General features: G+C 62.1%; 18 protein-coding genes and 1 tRNA gene. 7 read left to right on the top strand and 12 right to left on the bottom strand.

The features are described from left to right. Positions 1-251: 251 nt before the first annotated feature. The 3 genes from RJ40_RS00330 to RJ40_RS00320 form a co-directional block, all read right to left on the bottom strand. Positions 252-1,196 carry an NAD(P)/FAD-dependent oxidoreductase gene (locus tag RJ40_RS00330; RefSeq protein WP_265581349.1) on the bottom strand — a complete coding sequence of 315 codons (945 nt, stop codon included), beginning with the start codon at positions 1,194-1,196 and terminating at the stop codon, positions 252-254. 47 nt (positions 1,197-1,243) lie between these two features. Next, entirely contained in the window at positions 1,244-2,329 is a 1,086-nt protein-coding gene (locus RJ40_RS00325; protein ID WP_265581348.1) for a DMT family transporter, read from the bottom strand. 112 nt (positions 2,330-2,441) lie between these two features. Beyond that, a tRNA-Leu gene (locus tag RJ40_RS00320) sits at positions 2,442-2,526 on the bottom strand. 182 nt (positions 2,527-2,708) lie between these two features. On the opposite strand from RJ40_RS00320, the gene RJ40_RS00315 reads away from it, so the two are divergent. After that, entirely contained in the window at positions 2,709-3,209 is a 501-nt protein-coding gene (locus RJ40_RS00315; protein ID WP_265581347.1) for a regulator of amino acid metabolism, contains ACT domain protein, read from the top strand. 191 nt (positions 3,210-3,400) lie between these two features. Here RJ40_RS00315 and RJ40_RS00310 read toward each other — a convergent pair whose 3' ends face one another. From RJ40_RS00310 to RJ40_RS00290, 5 genes are read right to left on the bottom strand one after another with little or no spacing between them, the layout of a single operon-like run. After that, on the bottom strand, positions 3,401-3,931 hold the full coding sequence (locus RJ40_RS00310; RefSeq protein WP_265581346.1) for an HDIG domain-containing metalloprotein: 531 nt from the start codon (positions 3,929-3,931) through the stop codon (positions 3,401-3,403). After that, positions 3,924-4,442 (bottom strand): transcription factor, encoded by a 519-nt coding sequence (locus RJ40_RS00305; protein WP_265581345.1) that lies wholly within the window; start codon positions 4,440-4,442, stop codon positions 3,924-3,926. Before RJ40_RS00305 ends, RJ40_RS00310 begins: the two co-directional genes overlap by 8 nt. Then, positions 4,442-5,515: an ATP-grasp domain-containing protein gene (locus RJ40_RS00300; RefSeq protein ID WP_265581344.1), complete on the bottom strand. Its 1,074-nt coding sequence runs from the start codon at positions 5,513-5,515 to the stop codon at positions 4,442-4,444. Before RJ40_RS00300 ends, RJ40_RS00305 begins: the two co-directional genes overlap by 1 nt. Continuing rightward, positions 5,512-6,039: a tRNA (cytidine(56)-2'-O)-methyltransferase gene (locus tag RJ40_RS00295; RefSeq protein ID WP_265581343.1), complete on the bottom strand. Its 528-nt coding sequence runs from the start codon at positions 6,037-6,039 to the stop codon at positions 5,512-5,514. Before RJ40_RS00295 ends, RJ40_RS00300 begins: the two co-directional genes overlap by 4 nt. Next, positions 6,036-6,329: a MarR family transcriptional regulator gene (locus tag RJ40_RS00290; RefSeq protein WP_265581342.1), complete on the bottom strand. Its 294-nt coding sequence runs from the start codon at positions 6,327-6,329 to the stop codon at positions 6,036-6,038. Before RJ40_RS00290 ends, RJ40_RS00295 begins: the two co-directional genes overlap by 4 nt. A 60-nt stretch (positions 6,330-6,389) precedes the next feature. On the opposite strand from RJ40_RS00290, the gene RJ40_RS00285 reads away from it, so the two are divergent. Then, positions 6,390-6,788 (top strand): hypothetical protein, encoded by a 399-nt coding sequence (locus RJ40_RS00285; RefSeq protein WP_265581341.1) that lies wholly within the window; start codon positions 6,390-6,392, stop codon positions 6,786-6,788. A gap of 264 nt (positions 6,789-7,052) precedes the next feature. After that, the gene (locus RJ40_RS00280; RefSeq protein ID WP_265581340.1) at positions 7,053-8,324 is read left to right on the top strand and encodes an RNA-guided endonuclease InsQ/TnpB family protein; all 1,272 of its coding nucleotides are present in this window, start codon (positions 7,053-7,055) and stop codon (positions 8,322-8,324) included. A 35-nt stretch (positions 8,325-8,359) separates the two neighbouring features. Here RJ40_RS00280 and RJ40_RS00275 read toward each other — a convergent pair whose 3' ends face one another. The 4 genes from RJ40_RS00275 to RJ40_RS00260 all read right to left on the bottom strand — a co-directional run bounded on the left by RJ40_RS00275 (position 8,360) and on the right by RJ40_RS00260 (position 11,690). Beyond that, positions 8,360-9,103, bottom strand: coding sequence for a UPF0280 family protein (locus RJ40_RS00275; protein ID WP_265581339.1), 744 nt, complete (start codon positions 9,101-9,103; stop codon positions 8,360-8,362). Positions 9,104-9,119: 16 nt separating this feature from the next. Continuing rightward, complete coding sequence (locus tag RJ40_RS00270) at positions 9,120-9,296, bottom strand: type II toxin-antitoxin system HicB family antitoxin (protein ID WP_265581338.1); 177 nt, start codon at positions 9,294-9,296, stop codon at positions 9,120-9,122. A gap of 502 nt (positions 9,297-9,798) precedes the next feature. After that, entirely contained in the window at positions 9,799-10,185 is a 387-nt protein-coding gene (locus RJ40_RS00265) for a 4Fe-4S binding protein (protein WP_265581337.1), read from the bottom strand. Then, positions 10,182-11,690: a homocysteine biosynthesis protein gene (locus RJ40_RS00260; RefSeq protein ID WP_265582586.1), complete on the bottom strand. Its 1,509-nt coding sequence runs from the start codon at positions 11,688-11,690 to the stop codon at positions 10,182-10,184. The genes RJ40_RS00265 and RJ40_RS00260 overlap by 4 nt, the downstream gene beginning before the upstream one ends. A gap of 89 nt (positions 11,691-11,779) precedes the next feature. Between RJ40_RS00260 and RJ40_RS00255 the strand changes: the two genes are divergently transcribed. From RJ40_RS00255 to RJ40_RS00240, 4 genes are read left to right on the top strand one after another with little or no spacing between them, the layout of a single operon-like run. Next, positions 11,780-12,487 (top strand): Nif3-like dinuclear metal center hexameric protein, encoded by a 708-nt coding sequence (locus tag RJ40_RS00255; RefSeq protein WP_265581336.1) that lies wholly within the window; start codon positions 11,780-11,782, stop codon positions 12,485-12,487. Beyond that, positions 12,484-12,813, top strand: a complete 330-nt coding sequence (locus RJ40_RS00250; RefSeq protein ID WP_265581335.1) for an SWIM zinc finger family protein — start codon at positions 12,484-12,486, stop codon at positions 12,811-12,813. Before RJ40_RS00255 ends, RJ40_RS00250 begins: the two co-directional genes overlap by 4 nt. 51 nt (positions 12,814-12,864) lie before the next feature. Continuing rightward, complete coding sequence (alaS, locus tag RJ40_RS00245; protein WP_265581334.1) at positions 12,865-15,606, top strand: alanine--tRNA ligase; 2,742 nt, start codon at positions 12,865-12,867, stop codon at positions 15,604-15,606. Continuing rightward, the gene (locus RJ40_RS00240; protein WP_265581333.1) at positions 15,599-16,222 is read left to right on the top strand and encodes an ArsR/SmtB family transcription factor; all 624 of its coding nucleotides are present in this window, start codon (positions 15,599-15,601) and stop codon (positions 16,220-16,222) included. The genes alaS and RJ40_RS00240 overlap by 8 nt, the downstream gene beginning before the upstream one ends. The last annotated feature ends 154 nt before the right edge of the window (positions 16,223-16,376 follow it).

The following is a 16,376-nucleotide window of genomic DNA, read 5'->3' as shown; positions in this document are numbered from 1 at the left end:
CGACGGGCCGCCCTCATTGCAGACCCCTCACCGCAATCTCGCGCCGGGGGGCAGCGCCCCACGGACAGAGGATAGGCGGGGGCGGCACGATGCTCGATTTCCGTTCGCTCCACGGTCACAAGGAGAAAGATCGAGGATCGATCCTTCCACACCCGGAGGACTGCGACATGAGATTCTCATGCGGCATGCTTGAGATGTGCTCTCGCTTCATGCCCGGCCCAACACAGCCGGATTCTCCAAAAAATTCCCCCTCACCTCGCCAACATCTTGAGAAGGAGACCCGCGGCCGAGGCCACGCCCACCCTGATGCCGAGGCGGGAGGTGTCGACCTCGGCGAGCCACGCGGGCGAGGGGCGGCGGCCGTCCTTCATCCGTTCCAGGACGGTGCGCTCCTGCTGCATCGCGGGGAAGGCGTCGAGGACCGCCTGCGTGTAGCCCGCGGGATCGTCGAAATGATCGAGGAGGAGACGGGCCGAGACCAGGGCGGGGACGATCCCGTCGCCGACGAGGGGATAGACGCACCCGATCGCCTCGCCCACCCCCCATACGTTTCCTGAGACGAACGGCAGCGCCCCGTACGGCGAGGTGACCCGCAACCTGCCCCTGCACCCGCAGAGCCGCTCGCCGTCCAGGAACCCCGTCTTCCCGACGAGCCCGACCGGGTCGGCGAGGTGACTGAGGCACCCGACATGCCGCTCGCCGCCGCCGAGCGGGAACGACCAGGCATACCCCCCGCGGACATAGCGCACCGCGGGGAGAGCCTCCCCGCTCCCGTCCCGCACCCTGAACTGCACGCACCGGCAGAGATCGTCTGCGGCGATCGGCGGCAGGCAGGCCCGCGCCGTCCCCGTGGCATCGATGACCCGGTCGTATCCTGCCGGGTCAAGCGGACCGGTCCGCACCTCCGCCCCGCCCCGCAGGTCGGCGACGAGGGCCGGTTTGTCGATGGTCATCAGGTCGGCCCCCACCCGCTGCCCCTGGAGGAGGAAGACATCGAAACGTGCGGTCACGTATTTCTCAGGCTCGAACCCCTCGGCCTCCAGCACGGCGGAGAAGTCCCGCGTCGCCATCCAGGCGCACGGCGCCGTCCCGCATGCCGTCTGTGCCGGGAGATCATAGAGATCCACCGCATACCCCGCATCCAGAAGCCGGAATGCAAGATAACTCCCGGCCACACCCGCGCCTGCCACGGCCACTCGCATAGTCCCTCATACGTCGCAGGCCGCATCAACCTTGCGCTCGTTCAGTTGTGGGCGTGCCGGTGATGGAGGTCTGGCGAGTGCGGGTGGTCGTGGACCATCTCCGGGTGATCATGGCAGTGAGAGTGGTAACCCTTCGCATCGAGCGGCGGGGTGCCGGGCGGGTGATCGTGACCATCGTGATGGAGATCGTCGTGCCGGTGCCGGTGCTCGTGGGCCATCGGCTCGTGCCGGTGCGCGTGGGCATGCCTCTCCGAGATGAGGAGCCACGCACCGAGGGCCATCACCAGCAGGGAGACGAAGAAAGCCGGCCTCGGCTCCTCGGTGAAGAGGAGGAACGAGACGAAGACCCCGAAGAACGGCGAGGTCGAGACCAGCGCACTCGTCCGCGCCGACCCGATCCCGCGCAGCGCCATCATGAAAAAGACGCTCATCATCCCGCCGTAGCCCAGGAACCCGATCGCCATCGCCGCAAGACAGGTGGCCGGGTCTGGCATCGCCTCGCCGAAGAGACGGGCGATGACGAAGGTGACCGCACCGGCCCCGAACCCCTTGATCATCACGATCGGAATCGGATCCTTCGCCGAGATCTGCTTGCTGAAGTTGTTGTCCATCCCCCAGAACGTGCAGGTCAGGATGATCCCGAGCGCCCCCACCGAGAGACCGAACGGCTGGTCGGGCACGTACGAGAGGATGACACACGAGAACGTGATCAGAGTGAGCGCGCCCCACATCCGTCCCCCCACCGGCTCCCGATACCAGAGCACCGCGATCACCGTCGTGGCCACCGCCTCGAAGTTGAGGAGGAGGGACGCCGTGGCCGCCGACGTCTGGGCCAGACTGATCATCAGAGTAACCGGGGCGAGCACCCCGCCGAAGAGGACGACCCCCGCGAGCCACGGGAGATCGGCCGGCGCGAGAGATGCCTCGACCCCGTCACGCCCGTGCCCGAGGAACGATCCCCCGAGAAGATAAAGAAACAGACCCGTCCCGCTTCCCAGAAAGAGCAGCGACGCCATCGTGATCGGCCCCACCCCCTCGAGCAGCAATTTCGAGAACGGCGCCGTGACACCAAAGAGCAGCGCCGACGTCAGCCCATACAGGATAGGAAGGAGATTTTCGCGGGTCATGATGTTCAGAGATGAATATACTGGTTGTTCCTGCACGCAGTTATACCTGCGGGGCCGGGATAGAGAGGAAAAGAACGCTCGGGCTCATACCGGAGACATTGTAAAAAGTGAGTGCGAGGGGAGCGATTCGAACGCTCGAACACCTGCGTGACAAGGCCCTCAACCTTGCGCCTTTGACCTGGCTCGGCAACCCTCGCCTGTTACCCTATAAAGAAGGATCTCAAAGTAATTGAATCTATCGCTCAATCATGGCCCATCCAGCCCCCCCTTTCTCCGGGACGATCCGAAAAACCGGAGAACTGCCCTGGATCCGGTGGCAAGCGCAGACCGCCCCGGACCCCAAGGATAATAAAGTGCATGCGTGTAATCTCTGGTGAATATGTGGGAAACACTCATGCAGGAATTTGCCGATTCGCCTGCACAGGCCAGAGTCGTGAAATTTTTACTTGAAAACGGCTTTGGCGTCTCGGAAAAAGGGCGCATCACCTGTAATGACATCGAGATCCCGGCCACCCATATCGCACGCACCATCGGGACCGACCGGCGGGTCGTCGACGCCACGGCGCGCCGCATCCAGAGCATGGACTGGACCAGCAAAGTCTTCTCCTCCATGCGGGCGACCCCCGACCTCTCAAAGGTCGCCGAGGCCCTCGGCCTCACCGTCATCACCATCCTCCCGACCGACGCCCACGAGAAAGGGATCGTCGGCGCCGCGGTCAGAATACTATCCGAACACGACCTTGCGATCAGACAGATCTTCGTGACCGACCCCTACTTCGCCGAGTCGCCCAGACTGGTCATCATCCTCGACGAACCCCTCCCTCTCGGCGTTATCGAAGAACTGCGGGCCCTCCCGCAGGTGCAAAAACTGATGATCTAGTACCCGGTCATCGCTCACATCCCGGATCCGGAGGCGCCCTTGATCTCGCGACTGAACAGGATCGCCGCTCCATCCCCGCACACCGGCACAGAGGATGTATCCACGGCCAAAAAAATTGCTATCATTCAACTCCATTCTATTGGCGACCCTGTGTTCTTGACTCACCAATAATTTTCCACGGCCAGAGAGTTCTATCGTCCGGGTACGTTCTCGCGGCGACCTTCCGGCATTGACATGCCACCGGGCAGATGCCTCAGAGGTTCGAGATCGAGACCCAGCCTGAAGACCCGGACCGCCGCCTTCCGTCCGAGAACGACCGAACGGTCCATCCGCTCCTCCAGAGTGATATGCCTGGTCCCCTTCGTGAGGTTGTCGGCATGGGCGACCACCCGCTCTTCGAGCCTCTGCGGCACCGCGTCCGCAGGCAGAAGACCGAGGAGCGCGCACTCCTCCGGAGTCAACCCGGCACCGATATGCCGCCTGATGATCCTGACCACCTCGTCGGGGAGACCGAGCGCGCGCGCCAGATCGGCACCCGCCTCTGCGTGTCCGAGGGCATGAGTCTTCGACCGCCCCAGGTCATGGAGCATCCCCCCGGCAAGGAGAAGATCGCGGTCGACCGCAGACGACCCCGCGTATTCCCGCGCGGCAGCGGTCACCGCCCTGCAATGGGCGACGACCCCCTCGTCGCAGCCCGCCTTTCTCAGAATCTCCTCATGCATTCCCGATCGTCGATCGGATCTCCTCGATCCGGTGCTTCAGGGCGACAAGCAACATCTCGTTGTCAAAGTGCTTCACCGCACCCCCGCAGGCCGGACAGGTGAAATTGGTGTCTGAGACATCGTTGAACGTGAAGATCCCGCACTCGTCGCAGATGTAAAAATCGTTCTCTTCCTCGTATCTTTCGCGCTTCTGCAAAATATCGAGGATCCGTTCGAGATCCTGGCCTATGACGGGATAGAACCTGTCGGACCGGAGCGTCCAGAGATAGGTGAGCCATCCGGTCTCCGGGTTCTTGATCCGCCGGTATTCGGCAAGCCGCCTCTCGTAAAGCGTATAGAGCGTGTGCCTGACCGTGTTGAGGTTGATCCCGGTCTTCTCCGCGAGTTCCTCGTCCGAGTACTCGCCCTCAGGCGGGAACTTCTCCAGGAGTTCGAGCCCCTCCGCCTCGATCAGGCGGAGAAGATAGGCCCGGACCGCCGGATCCCCCAGCATATCGCCAATGCCAACCATCAGGACATATATTGACGGACGCGTGTTATATTTCTATCCAGCGATGCAAGGGCGGCGGCCCGGTCAGGCCCGGAGCCGTAGACGCTGACCACCGCACTCCCTTCCTCCACCTCAGTGCCCGGCCACGGGATATCGGCGATGCAGGAGGAGAGGGGAGAGAGATCTCTTTTCACCACGAGGTCGCGGTCGGCGAAGAGGATCCCCCTCGCCGCCACCTGGCAGGGCGCGGGCCTGGCCGCGGGAAGACGGCCGGTGCAGGCGTCGAGGTGGTGCCGGAAGACACTCTCCCCGATCGAGGCCTCGACCGTGTCGAGGGTGCCCTGGAAACGGGGGTTGATCTCGATCGCCCGGAGGTCGTCGGCCCCGACGACAAAGTCCACACCGACCGACCCGACGCACCCGCTCCTGGCCACCGCCTCCTCGGCGATCCCCATCATCCGGCCTGCGAGCGGGTGGACGAAGGGGGTGACTGAGCCCGAGAACCCGTATGCCCGGTCGCCGTCCCCGCCCCTGAGCAGTTGCTCGTTGACTGCCAGCGCCACGGCCCGCTTCCCGTCGCAGACACAGGAGACGCTGGCCGGGACACCCCCGACCACCTCCTGGGTGATCGCCGGGACATCGGGCCACTCCTCCTCCCAGGCCCGCAGTTCTTCCGCAGACCTGACCACCCGGTTTCGCCACCCCCCGGCACCGTGCCGGGGCTTGACCATCGCCGGGAACCGTCCGTCAACGAGAGCAGGAGTCGGTATCCCGTTCTTTTCGAAGAAATGCTGGATCTCGAGTTTGTCCAGAAACCTCGCCGAGCACTCGGCCGAAGGACCGGCATGCGGGATCGGGACCGAGAGTTCCTCGGCCCCCGAAGTGGTCACCAGCCAGTCGACCGTGTGCCCATTGCAGATCTCGGAGACCAAGTCGGGGATCTCGTCGAGTTCCTCGAACTTCAGGTGCCGCTCCGCATCCTGACAGAGATCCTGGTCGCAGAAATGGTCGACGGCATAGACCTCGTACCCGGCCCGCCGCGCCGACCCGACCACATGCCTGGTGGCGAAGCCGACCACGAGCACCCGCTTCACAGCTCGATCACCCGCTTGCCGACCTCGCAGGGCTCGACGCGGATCTTTGCTCCTTCGAACTTCTTCCCCATCTCCTGACCCATGAAGAGGCGGTCCAAGAGGATGGCAAGGCTCGATATCTCGGAATGAGGCTGGTTGGTTACCGAGACATTGTAGTCGACCATCCCGTAGACATCGCCCGGCACCTTCTCGGCCCCGACGATGATGAGCAGGTCTTCGGTCCGCTCCCGCATCTCGGCGACGACCTCGCCGAGTTCAAGGCCGTACATCGTGAGGTGGGCGACGATCCCGCCCCGTTCCTTCCACTGCCTGATGCAATGCTTCCACTTCACCTTGTCCTCGATGAAGAACTCTCCACCCCAGCGTTCGACGACATCTCTGACCGACCCGACGATCACCGGGTCTTCGCCCACAAGGTACATCCCATCGGCGCCGAGGGCGCGCGCGGTGAGTCCGACATGGGTGGTGACCCGGTGGTCACGTTCAGGCCGGTGACCGAGCCTGAGGATGCATACTTTTCTCATTGTTTGTCACCGCTCCGTGCAAAATCCGGTATCTTAATCACGCCGTTCTCGATCTCAAGCGGGATGCCGGCGGTATTTTTCAACTGACATTTCAGAATCGATTCTTCAACCGAAAGCGCCCGCACCGTCTCGCCGTCCCGTTCGATGAGCAAATAGGAGACGAGTCGGCCGACCGACTCCTCGACGGCCGCCCTGTCCCCGCCGACGTGCTCGACGAGGGCGGGGATGGTCGCGGCCTGGCCCCAGGCGATTATGTGGTAGACCATCCAGTCGAATTCTTCGGTTTTCACACCGTATTTTGTGCGTGGTGCCACAATATACTTTATCCTGAAGAGACGAGGAGAGAAGGTATGACCGATTACCAGGAACTTGCAGAGATCGCCGACCGACTCCTCGAAAAGGCCGACGAAGACGACGAACGACTTGTCCGTCTCCTCGACGACCTCTCCGAAGACCTGAGATTCGAAATCCTCACCTCAGACCTCCTCAACGCCTACCAGACATACCTCTATTTTTTCAGGGAAGAACCGGGCGGCGAACTCCAGGCCGAGCGGCTGATGCTCACCCCGGCCTCGGAAACTCTCAAAGGCGTCTTCTTCGACGAGGCCGATGTCTTCGAACTGATCTTTCTGGTCGGCAAAGACGGAGCGGCGGTGGAGGTCACCGACGGGGAGAAGACCTACGAACGCTTCACCGGGAAGGGAGCGCGGGAGCGGGCGGTCGATTACGTCTACGAGCACCTCGCGTGATGAGGGGGGCACGGCCCCCCGGCGCGAGATGGCCGGGGAGATTCTGCAATTGAGGGCGGCACGTCGGATCATCACGCCTTCCCCCGCCTACGCACCGAGGGGCGCTTCCCCCGAGACCCCCGAGATCACATTTATCTTGCGGGGTAAAGGGGCAGAGCGTGAAGACCCCGGCCTTCAGGCCGGGGATGAGAGCGGCGCCCCTTTTGACCTTCTTCCCTCTCGCGCAACCAACATCCTCATGTTTACATAATTCTATTATTATCTATGCTTGCACAGACCAACCACCTCCGGTGCTCCAAGCGGCAGTACCAGATGCTTCGGTACCTGTGTAGGTGCTCGAAGAACCTGTACAACGTCGGGTTGTACACTACCCGCCAATGGTTCTTCGAAAACGGTACATTTCTCAAGTATCCGCAGAACTATCACCTTTGCAAAACGAACGAGAATTACAAGATCCTGCAAGCTGCAACCGCTCAACAAACTCTCAAGTTCGTTGAGCGCAACATGCGTTCCTTCTTCGGATTGCTCTCTCTCTACAAGAACGGCAGAGTAGATAAACCATCTATTCCTCGGTATCTTGATAAAGACGGCTACTTCCTCGTCGCCTTCCCCCGAAACGCGTTTTCGATCATAGACGGGATCGTCCAACTTGGCGTATCTCAGGAACTTAAGAAACAGAACCCTGACGCTCATGAAATGCTCAGGTTCACTCTTCCAAAGAACCTGCTCCCATTCGCAGATAAAGTCCAGGAGATTCACATTCTCCCCCTGTACGACGGACGAGCGTTCAGGATCAAGTACGTGTACACCGAAACAAAACCTGAGCCAGACCCAACCCCCGATCCATCTCGATTCCTTGCCATCGACCTGGGGCTTGACAATTTTGCAACCTGCGTTGATACTGTTACCGGGACTCCGCAGATCATCTGTGGTAGGTACGTGAAATCTCTGAACCGGCAGTACAACAAGACCAACGCCCAGATCCAGTCGATCAAGGATCACCAGAAGATCACATCCCTCACAAACCGTCAGATGCGCCTTCTCGTTTCCAGAGGTACCCGGATCAACGAGTTCATGAACCGTGCGGTTCACCACATCGTTCAGTATTGTTTGGACAACCGTATTGGAAACATCTGCATCGGGGAACTTGCCGGGATCAAGCAGAGCATCAACCACGGGAAAAAGAACAACCAGAACTTCGTCCAGATCCCGTACGGGAAGTTCAAGCAGAAACTTGCCTCGAAATGCGAGTTTTACGGGATCCAGTATCATCTGGTGGACGAGGCGTACACCTCACGGACGGACGCTCTGGCCGGGGATGAGATCCGGGACCAGGAGTATGGGAAATCCAGGAGGGTGAAGAGGGGTTTGTACCAGAGTTCGACCGGAATGTTGCTGAACGCAGACGTGAACGGTGCGATCAACATCATGAGAAAGGTAGCCGGTGATTCTGTTCTTGAACAGATAATCGGTAGGGGCCGCGTCAACCGGCCTGTACGAATAAGGCTCGCATACGAGCAATCTTCGTGCGAATGAAATTAGGAGAGGACTCCTCCCCCAAGCCCCGTCCTTCAGGGCGGGGTAGTTGACCGGCGATCTTCAGGTCTCGCCTCCCCCCTGGTGATGAGGGAAGGGTCGACCGTCGCCCCGACGATCTCGGGCACCTCCCCCCAGACGCCGATCTCTTCTCCGATGATCAGCAGCACCCCCTCCGCCGCCGCGCCTTCGAGCGCGGCGAAGGCCGCCTCGTCGCCGGGGGCGAGGGTGTTGCAGAGCGAGGTGGCCCAGGCGTCGGCCCGCGAGACATCGCGGGAGAAGACCGAGACGGCGTCCGCAACCCCGAAGGAGATGGAAGGCCCGACCGTCGCCGACGAGGTGCAGATGCCGAGGATCTCCTCCTGCGGCGGGACGACGAAGGCAAGTCTGTCGGAGAAGGGCGAGGCCCCGGCATGGACCCCGACCCGCACCTCGCGGTTTGAGAAGAGGGCGATGTCGCCGCCGTTGTCGACGACCCCGAACCTCGCCCCGGCCGCCTGCATCGCCTCGGCCCCGGCCCAGGCGATCGTTCCCGCCACCGCCGCCATCGGCCCGACGCCCGCTTCCAGGGAGGCGGCGCCCATCCGCCGCACCGTCAGGCTTTCCGCATCGGGAGCATAGGGCTCGAAGGTCACCCCGAAGAAAGGGTCGGCGGCGATGAAGCCCTCCAGTTCCTCGCGCGCCCGGAGCATCCCCTCCTTCGCCGCGGCGACGTGCGCCTCCTCGTCGGCAAGCACCGTCGTGATCGTCTGTTTGTACTCGAAGTGCTCTCTGATCATCAAAAAATCCTCTCGATCAGCGGGTTGGGTCTTCTCCTTCAAAAAATTCTGGGGACGCAAGGTGGAGGGCCGCGGCCTCGTTGATATTTTTCATAAGTTCGTCGAGTGTTTTGCCCTGGGTGAAGATGTCCGCCCCCACGCCGCGGGCACACCACCACTCGCCGTCATGATAGATCTCGAATGGTGTCGGCATGTCCGGTGCCTTCTGTTGATCGTTCGTGTTCGGCGTGTTCAATCATAAATCTGATCGAAGCGCGGGGAACGGCGTGCAATCGATCCGTGCAAGGATCGGACAATGCAGGACCGGATGTGCCGCCCCCACCGGAGGATTTTGTTCAGCCCTCTCGCTTCGGGGGGCGAGGGCGGCGATGAGTGGTGACCGTGTCCTCGGCCCTGTCGTGAAGGGAGGGATCGGAAGGCATGTCGATCCGAGGTGCCACCCCCAATTGTCGAATCTTCCCCACCGTCTCGCGCCGGGGGGTTTCACCCCCCGGACCCCCCACGGACCGAAGATAGCCGAGGGGCGGCATGATGCTCGACTTCGATTCGCACCTCCATCGCAAGGATGAGGGTCAGGAATCGATCCAGATCTGATCAAATATTTTCATCCCGTATGCTTGAGGCGTGCTTTCGCTTCATGAGCAATTCTACACCACCCTCTCGCACCGGAGGTCTCGACAAAAAAAGTATAAAGATTACTTCTCCACCGTCAACGCCCCATGCGGGCAGGCCTGCACGCACCGCCCGCAGAGGACACACCTGCTCTGGTCGAGGGTGAGTTTCCACTCCTCGTCGAAGGAGAAGACCTCCTGCGGACAGACGCTGACGCACGCCCCGCAGTCCACGCACTCATCGTCGTCGTGCATGACGGCGTGCTCCAGCACCTCGACCGCGGCCCCGAGTGCGCGCATCTTCTCGGAGATCAACCTTGCACTCTCGTCAGGGACATCGATCAGCACCTTCCCCTCGCTCGGCTCGATCCGCGCCCGCTCGACATTGATGAGCACCCCGGTATCCCTGACCACCCTTGCGATGATCGGTTCGCTGACCTTCTTGCGGGAGAACGAGACCAGCAGTTTCATGCCTGCCACCTCCCGCCAAGGAGCTTTCCTAGATCGATCGCAGAGAGCATCCCGATCACCCGGTTGGCTTGGTCGACCACCGGCAGAGCGCTGATATTGTGCCGTTCGAGTTTCTGGGCCGCAATATCCACCGCCTCCTCGGGCGACGTCCGCACCACCCGGCGGGTCATGATGTCCCGCACCACCGTGAGGTCGCGGGTGCTCCCCACCGCCTTGGTGACATCGTAAGTGGTCACGATCCCGACCAGTTGCCCGTCTCCGTTGAGGACCGGGAGATGGTTGGTCTCGCCCTTGAGCAGTTTCGCCGCGGCCGCACTGATCAGTTCGTCCTCGGCGACGGCCACCACCTGCGTGTCCATGATCTCGCGCACCCTGGGCACCACCTTCGTCTCGCGCATCGGACCGGTCCGCTTGGCCGCGTTGAACCGGCGGGTCGGGAGGGTGAGTTCCATCGAACCTCCCTCCACCCAGGTGCGGAGACACTCGGCGACCTCCCGCGCCTTCCGGTAACTGGAGAGCGAGGACGTTCTGACCTCTTCGCCGCCGATCTCCACCTTCCCGCTCTTGAGTTCGGCATAACTGACGCGGGCGATGGTCGGGCGGTTGTTGCTCGGCGTACCATAGTCGACGATATCGGTCATGATCTCCTCGTCTCTCACCGCCGTGCTCCGCACCACATCCAGGTCCACGACCGGGATCGGCACACCGACGCCGACGTACATCGTCACGCCGTAGCCCATGAAGGTCGCGGCGCGGAGAAAGTCCGCGTTCATCTCCTTGAGATTTCCCGTGGTCATCAGGTTTGCAAACCCGGTCGCCGGCGAGGACTGGGTGCCCTGACCCACGATCATCCCCTGGGCGCCGCCCAGGAAGATCGGGACGCCGCTCCCGATCACATGGTACGCGGGGTCGTTTGCAAGCGGGGAAAGTGCGCCTGCACCCGAGAACGAGACATTGCCGCTGTGGGGAAGGAGCATCCCCATATAGGTATGAAGAACACGCTCGGTCATGTTCGTAGCGGCGTCATAACACTGGAAAGAATTCCTCGGATTGACCATGACGGCATCGTTGAGATCTTCGAGGAGCAGGGTTGTCGTCACCGTCCGGCGCGGATAACAGTCGGTGCCCTTGGAGATGGCGCGCAGTTCGATCGCCTTGCCCGAGACGAAGTCCTCGATGACGTGAGCGCCGCCGTAGGCGTTCCCCTGCGTCGTCGACTCGCTCGTCGCCCCGAGGTAGGCGTCCACCGCCGCCAGTCCGCTGTAGGCCTCGACATCATTGAGCCAGACCCGCTCCATCCGGATCGGGGGGTCGGCATGACCGAAGTTGAGGAAGGCGCCTGATGAGCACATCGCCCCAAAGGTACCGGTGGTGACCACATCCACCTCCCTGAGGGCTCCTTCCTCGCCGAGTTCCGCGACGATCTCCGGCATCTCCTCTGCCGTGACGACGCGGGCGTTGCCATCGCGTATTCTTATATTAATCTCTTCGATGGACTTCTCCATATCCTGATATGGATTGAGCATATTAATAGGTCTTTCCAATTACCTCAGGTAATACATCGTTTCATTATCGGGGACGGCGACTCCTGAGTATGCATATCGCAGACCTTGTTGCGCGTCTCGAAGAGATTGCACCGCCTGACCTTGCAGAAGAATTCGACGAGGGACGGATCGGTCTCATCGTCGAAGGACGGGAGGAGGTCGGGACGGTCTGCTGCGCCCTCGACGCCACGCCCGCCGTGGCAAAAACCGCCGCGGCCATGGGCGCCGACCTCCTCGTCGTCCACCACACCCCCCTCTGGACGCCGGTGACCGCGGTGCGGGGACAGGACGCAGCGGTCCTCGCCCCCCTCCTCAGCCACGGCATCAACCTCTATGGCATGCACACCAACTTCGACCGCGCCGTCGGCGGGGTGAACGACATCCTTGCAGAGCGCCTCGGCCTCGAAGATACCGAGAGGATGTCGCTCGGCGTCGTCGGCCGCTGCACCCTCCCGCTTGCGGAGATGGTCGAGCGGATCGGCGGCAACGTCAGGGTCTGGGGCGAGGCAAAAGATCCCGAACGCCTCGGCGTCGTCGGCGGGAGCGGTTTCGACCCCGACCTCATCGAGGAAGCGGTCGCCCTCGGCGCCGACGCCTTCCTCTCTGCGGAGTTGAAGCACCACGTCGCCCGGACCTCTCCCATCCCCTGCATCGAGTCGACTCACTACGCCCTCGAAGCCCCGGCGATGGAAGCGCTCGCCCTGCGCGAAGGCTGGGAATATATCGCGGACGCACCCCGCCTCACCACCTTCCCATGATCGACTTCTGGGCGGAAGTTAAGGAGGCCGGCCTCACCCCCGAGATCCGCGATGGCCTTCGCAAGCGGTATCGGATGCGCGGGCAGAAGGCCGTCGAAGCGGTCGAAAGCGGCAGAGTCGAGAAATACAACGATTTTTTCGTGGTCAAAGGACGAGATGAAGATTATATCGTTGAAGACGATTTCTGCACCTGCAAAGACTTCACCTACCGGGGCCGATGTTGCCGGCACATCCTGGCCGTCCGGATCGCCACTCTTACCAACCAATACACTCAAAAAGACGCCTGGTATCTCGACTTCCTGGGAGAGAATCGGCAGGCACGATGAACACTATTATGAATCATTGACAAGTAATACAATACCAAGACGTGGTTTTGAATGCTCGAAGAAGAGTATCAACTTGATTATTTTAAATCCCAGGGATTCGTGCGCAAGATCTGCACCAAGTGCGGTGCAGCCTACTGGACGCGCGATCCCGAACGGGAGACCTGCGGCGACGCCCCCTGCGAGCCGTACTCATTCATCGGCAACCCGGTCTTTGAACCGCACACCCTTGACGAGATGAGAGAGGCGTTTCTTTCGTTTTTCGAGCGCCACGGCCATACGAGGATCGAACGGTATCCTGTCGTCGCACGCTGGAGAGACGACATCTATCTGACCATCGCATCCATCGCCGACTTCCAGCCCTATGTGACGAGCGGACTCGTGCCCCCGCCGGCCAACCCGCTCACCATCTCCCAGCCCTGCATCAGGCTCAACGACCTCGACTCGGTCGGACGGTCGGGCAGGCACCTCACGCTCTTTGAGATGATGGCCCACCATGCCTTCAACTCACCCGTCGAGGACATCTACTGGAAAGACCGGACGGTCGAGTTCTGCGACCAGTTCCTCGCCTCCATCGGTGCCGACCTGGAAAAGGTCACCTACAAGGAACACCCCTGGATCGGCGGCGGCAACGCAGGCGCCTCGGTCGAGGTGCTCATCGCCGGGCTCGAAGTGGCGACCCTCGTCTTCATGTGTTTCACCAGGGAGCCCAACGATCAGGAACCGATCGATCTCGAAGGCGAACCCTACTACCCGATGAAGATGCGGATCGTGGACACCGGCTACGGGCTGGAGCGGATCACCTGGGCCTCCCGCGGCTCGCCGACCGTCTACGACGCCGTCTTCCCCACGATGGTCAGCCACCTGATGCAGTCCGCCGGGCTCGAACACCTCCTTGACAACAAGGAGTTCACCAAGATCCTCGGGCTCAACGCCAAGTTTGCCGGGCTCATGGACATCAGCGGCGCCAACCTCTACCAGCTCCGCCGGAAGGTCGCGGACGCCATCGACGTCCCCCTCGACAAACTCGACCGGATGATCACTCCCATCGAGAAGATCTACGCCATCGCCGACCACACCCGCTGCCTGGCCTACATGCTCGGCGACTGCATCGTCCCGTCCAATGTCAAGGAGGGCTACCTCGCCCGCCTCGTCATCAGGCGGACCCTGCGGATGATGAGCGACCTCGACCTCAAGGACACTCTCGCCGACCTGGTCGAGATGCAGATACGGACCATCGGCACCGACTCCTTTGAGCAGAGCGTGAGCGTGGTCAGGGACATCATCGAGCGCGAGACCGAGAAGTACGCCGCCACCCTCGCGCGCGGCGCCAGAACAGTCCAGCGTCTCGCCAAGTCGTACAAGAAGAAGAGCGAGCGGATCCCTCTCCAGGAGGTCGTCACCCTGTACGACTCCCACGGCATCCCGCCCGAGATGGTCAGGGAGATCGCCGCCCAGGAAGGGGCGGTCGTCGATATCCCGGACGATTTCTACTCGCAGATCGCCGACATCCACTCCGAGAACCGGCCTGAGAAGGCCGAAGACCCGCTGGCGAAGTTCCACGACCGGGCCGGCGGACTGCCGGAGACGAGGGCGCTCTACTACGAGCAGCCTGCCTCCTTCGAGTTCGAGGCGATGGTCATCGACGTCTTCGAGGGGTACGTGGTCCTCGACCAGACCCTCTTCTATCCTGAAGGCGGCGGTCAGCCCTCGGACACCGGCACCCTCGTCACCGCCGAGACGGTCGCGAGAGTGGAGAGCGTTGTCAAACTCGGCAACGTGATCCTCCACAAGGTGCAGGGCGCGCCCCTCAAGCGCGGCGAGCGGGTGAAGGGTATCCTGGACGAGGAGCGGAGATGGTCGCTGATGCGTCACCACACCGCCACCCACATCCTCCTCCACGCCGCACAGGAGGTGCTCGGCGCTCACATTCACCAGGCCGGCGCCCAGAAGGGAAGCGAGACCTCGCGCCTGGACCTCAGGCACTTCAAGCATATCACACCTGAAGAACTCACCAGGATCGAACTTCGCGCCAACGAGATCGTGATGGAGAACCTCCCGGTCTACATCAGCCAGGAGAACCGGACCAGGGCCGAGCAGAAGTACGGCTTCGGTCTCTACCAGGGCGGTGTCCCGCCGGGCAAGGTGATCCGGGTCGTCCAGATGGCAGGCGACGTCCAGGCCTGCGCAGGCACCCACTGCCGGTCCACCGGCGAGGTCGGACCGATCGCCATCCTCAGAGTCGAGCACATCCAGGACGGGTTCGAGCGTCTGGAGTTCTCGGCCGGGATCGCGGCGATCTATGCGATGCAGCACCTCAAAGATCTCATCGATGCATCGGCCGAGACCCTCAGCGTCCAGCAGGAGAACCTCCCCTCCAGCGTGACCAGGTTCTTCACCGAGTGGAAGGAGCAGAGAAAGGAGATCGAGAGACTGCAGGAGAAGGTCGTCGAACTCGAAGTGAACCAGCTCAAGGGCGAGGAGATCGGCGGACTCGAGGCCGTGATCAAGGAGGTCGACCTCCCGCCCAAGGAACTGGTCGCCCTTGCCTCACGGGTCGCGGAGAGCGGGAAGATCGCCGTGCTCGCCGGCGGGACCGACCGGGTCCACGCTGTCGTGGCCTCGCCGACCGACGATCTGAATGCCACCGAGATCATCCGCGAGGTCTGCGCGGCCCTCGGCGGGAAAGGCGGCGGAAAACCAACCCTTGCCCAGGGGAGCGGCCAGGACGCCTCGATGATCAACGAGGCTCTTGCCCGCGGCCGGGCACTCATCGCAGCCAAGCTCAATGTCTGAAGAGATCGTAGTGCTGGAGCCCGGAGACGAGCGGGCGAAGAAGATCGCAAAGGCCATGTCGAGCCAGACGGCCAACGACATCCTGGGATCTCTCAAGGACGGCCCGAGGAGCGCCGCCGAGATCGCCGAGCGTCTCTCCATCCCCATCACCACCCTCAAATATCATATCGAGAACCTCGCCGAGGCTGAACTGATCGAGATCGTGAAGACGAGGTGGAGCACGAAAGGGCGCGAGGTGAAGGTCTACGGCCTCACCGAACGGCTCTTGATCGTCGCTCCGCCGGTGAAGGACATCAAGTCGATCCTTCTCAAATACGCGTCCCTCTTCGGGTTCGTCGTCATTGCGAGTCTGGCCGCCGCGCTCCTCCTGCCGATCATCGCACCGGCCCCGGAGATGCCGCCGGCGATGCCGCGCGTGCTGATGACCCCCGAGCCCACCGCCTATGGCGGTGGGACGGAGGGGCTTGAGCAGGATGTGGGGCCGGATGCAGGGCCGGGGCTGGACGCCCGCGTCGTCGCCTTCTTCCTCGGTGGGGCGGGCGTGATCGCGCTGCTCCTGCTCTACGAGGTTTACCTGTACTTCTCGTATTACCGGAAAAGAGAAGAGCGGGCCTGAAGGAGTTCTCTATTTTTTGTGGACCCCTTGTTCGATGAGTGAACCGCCCCGCGCCTGGTGGGCGGGGCTTCTCCGATCATAAGAGCCGCCCTCACAGAAGGATCGAAACCGCCGTGCCCCCGGTGCGATTCATGGAGGAATGCATGCGATCGAT

This window comes from Methanofollis aquaemaris, assembly GCF_017357525.1.
Lineage (GTDB): Archaea > Halobacteriota > Methanomicrobia > Methanomicrobiales > Methanofollaceae > Methanofollis > Methanofollis aquaemaris.
The sequence above is the reverse complement of the archived record's forward strand: the minus strand, read 5'-3'. Positions and strand labels throughout refer to the sequence as shown.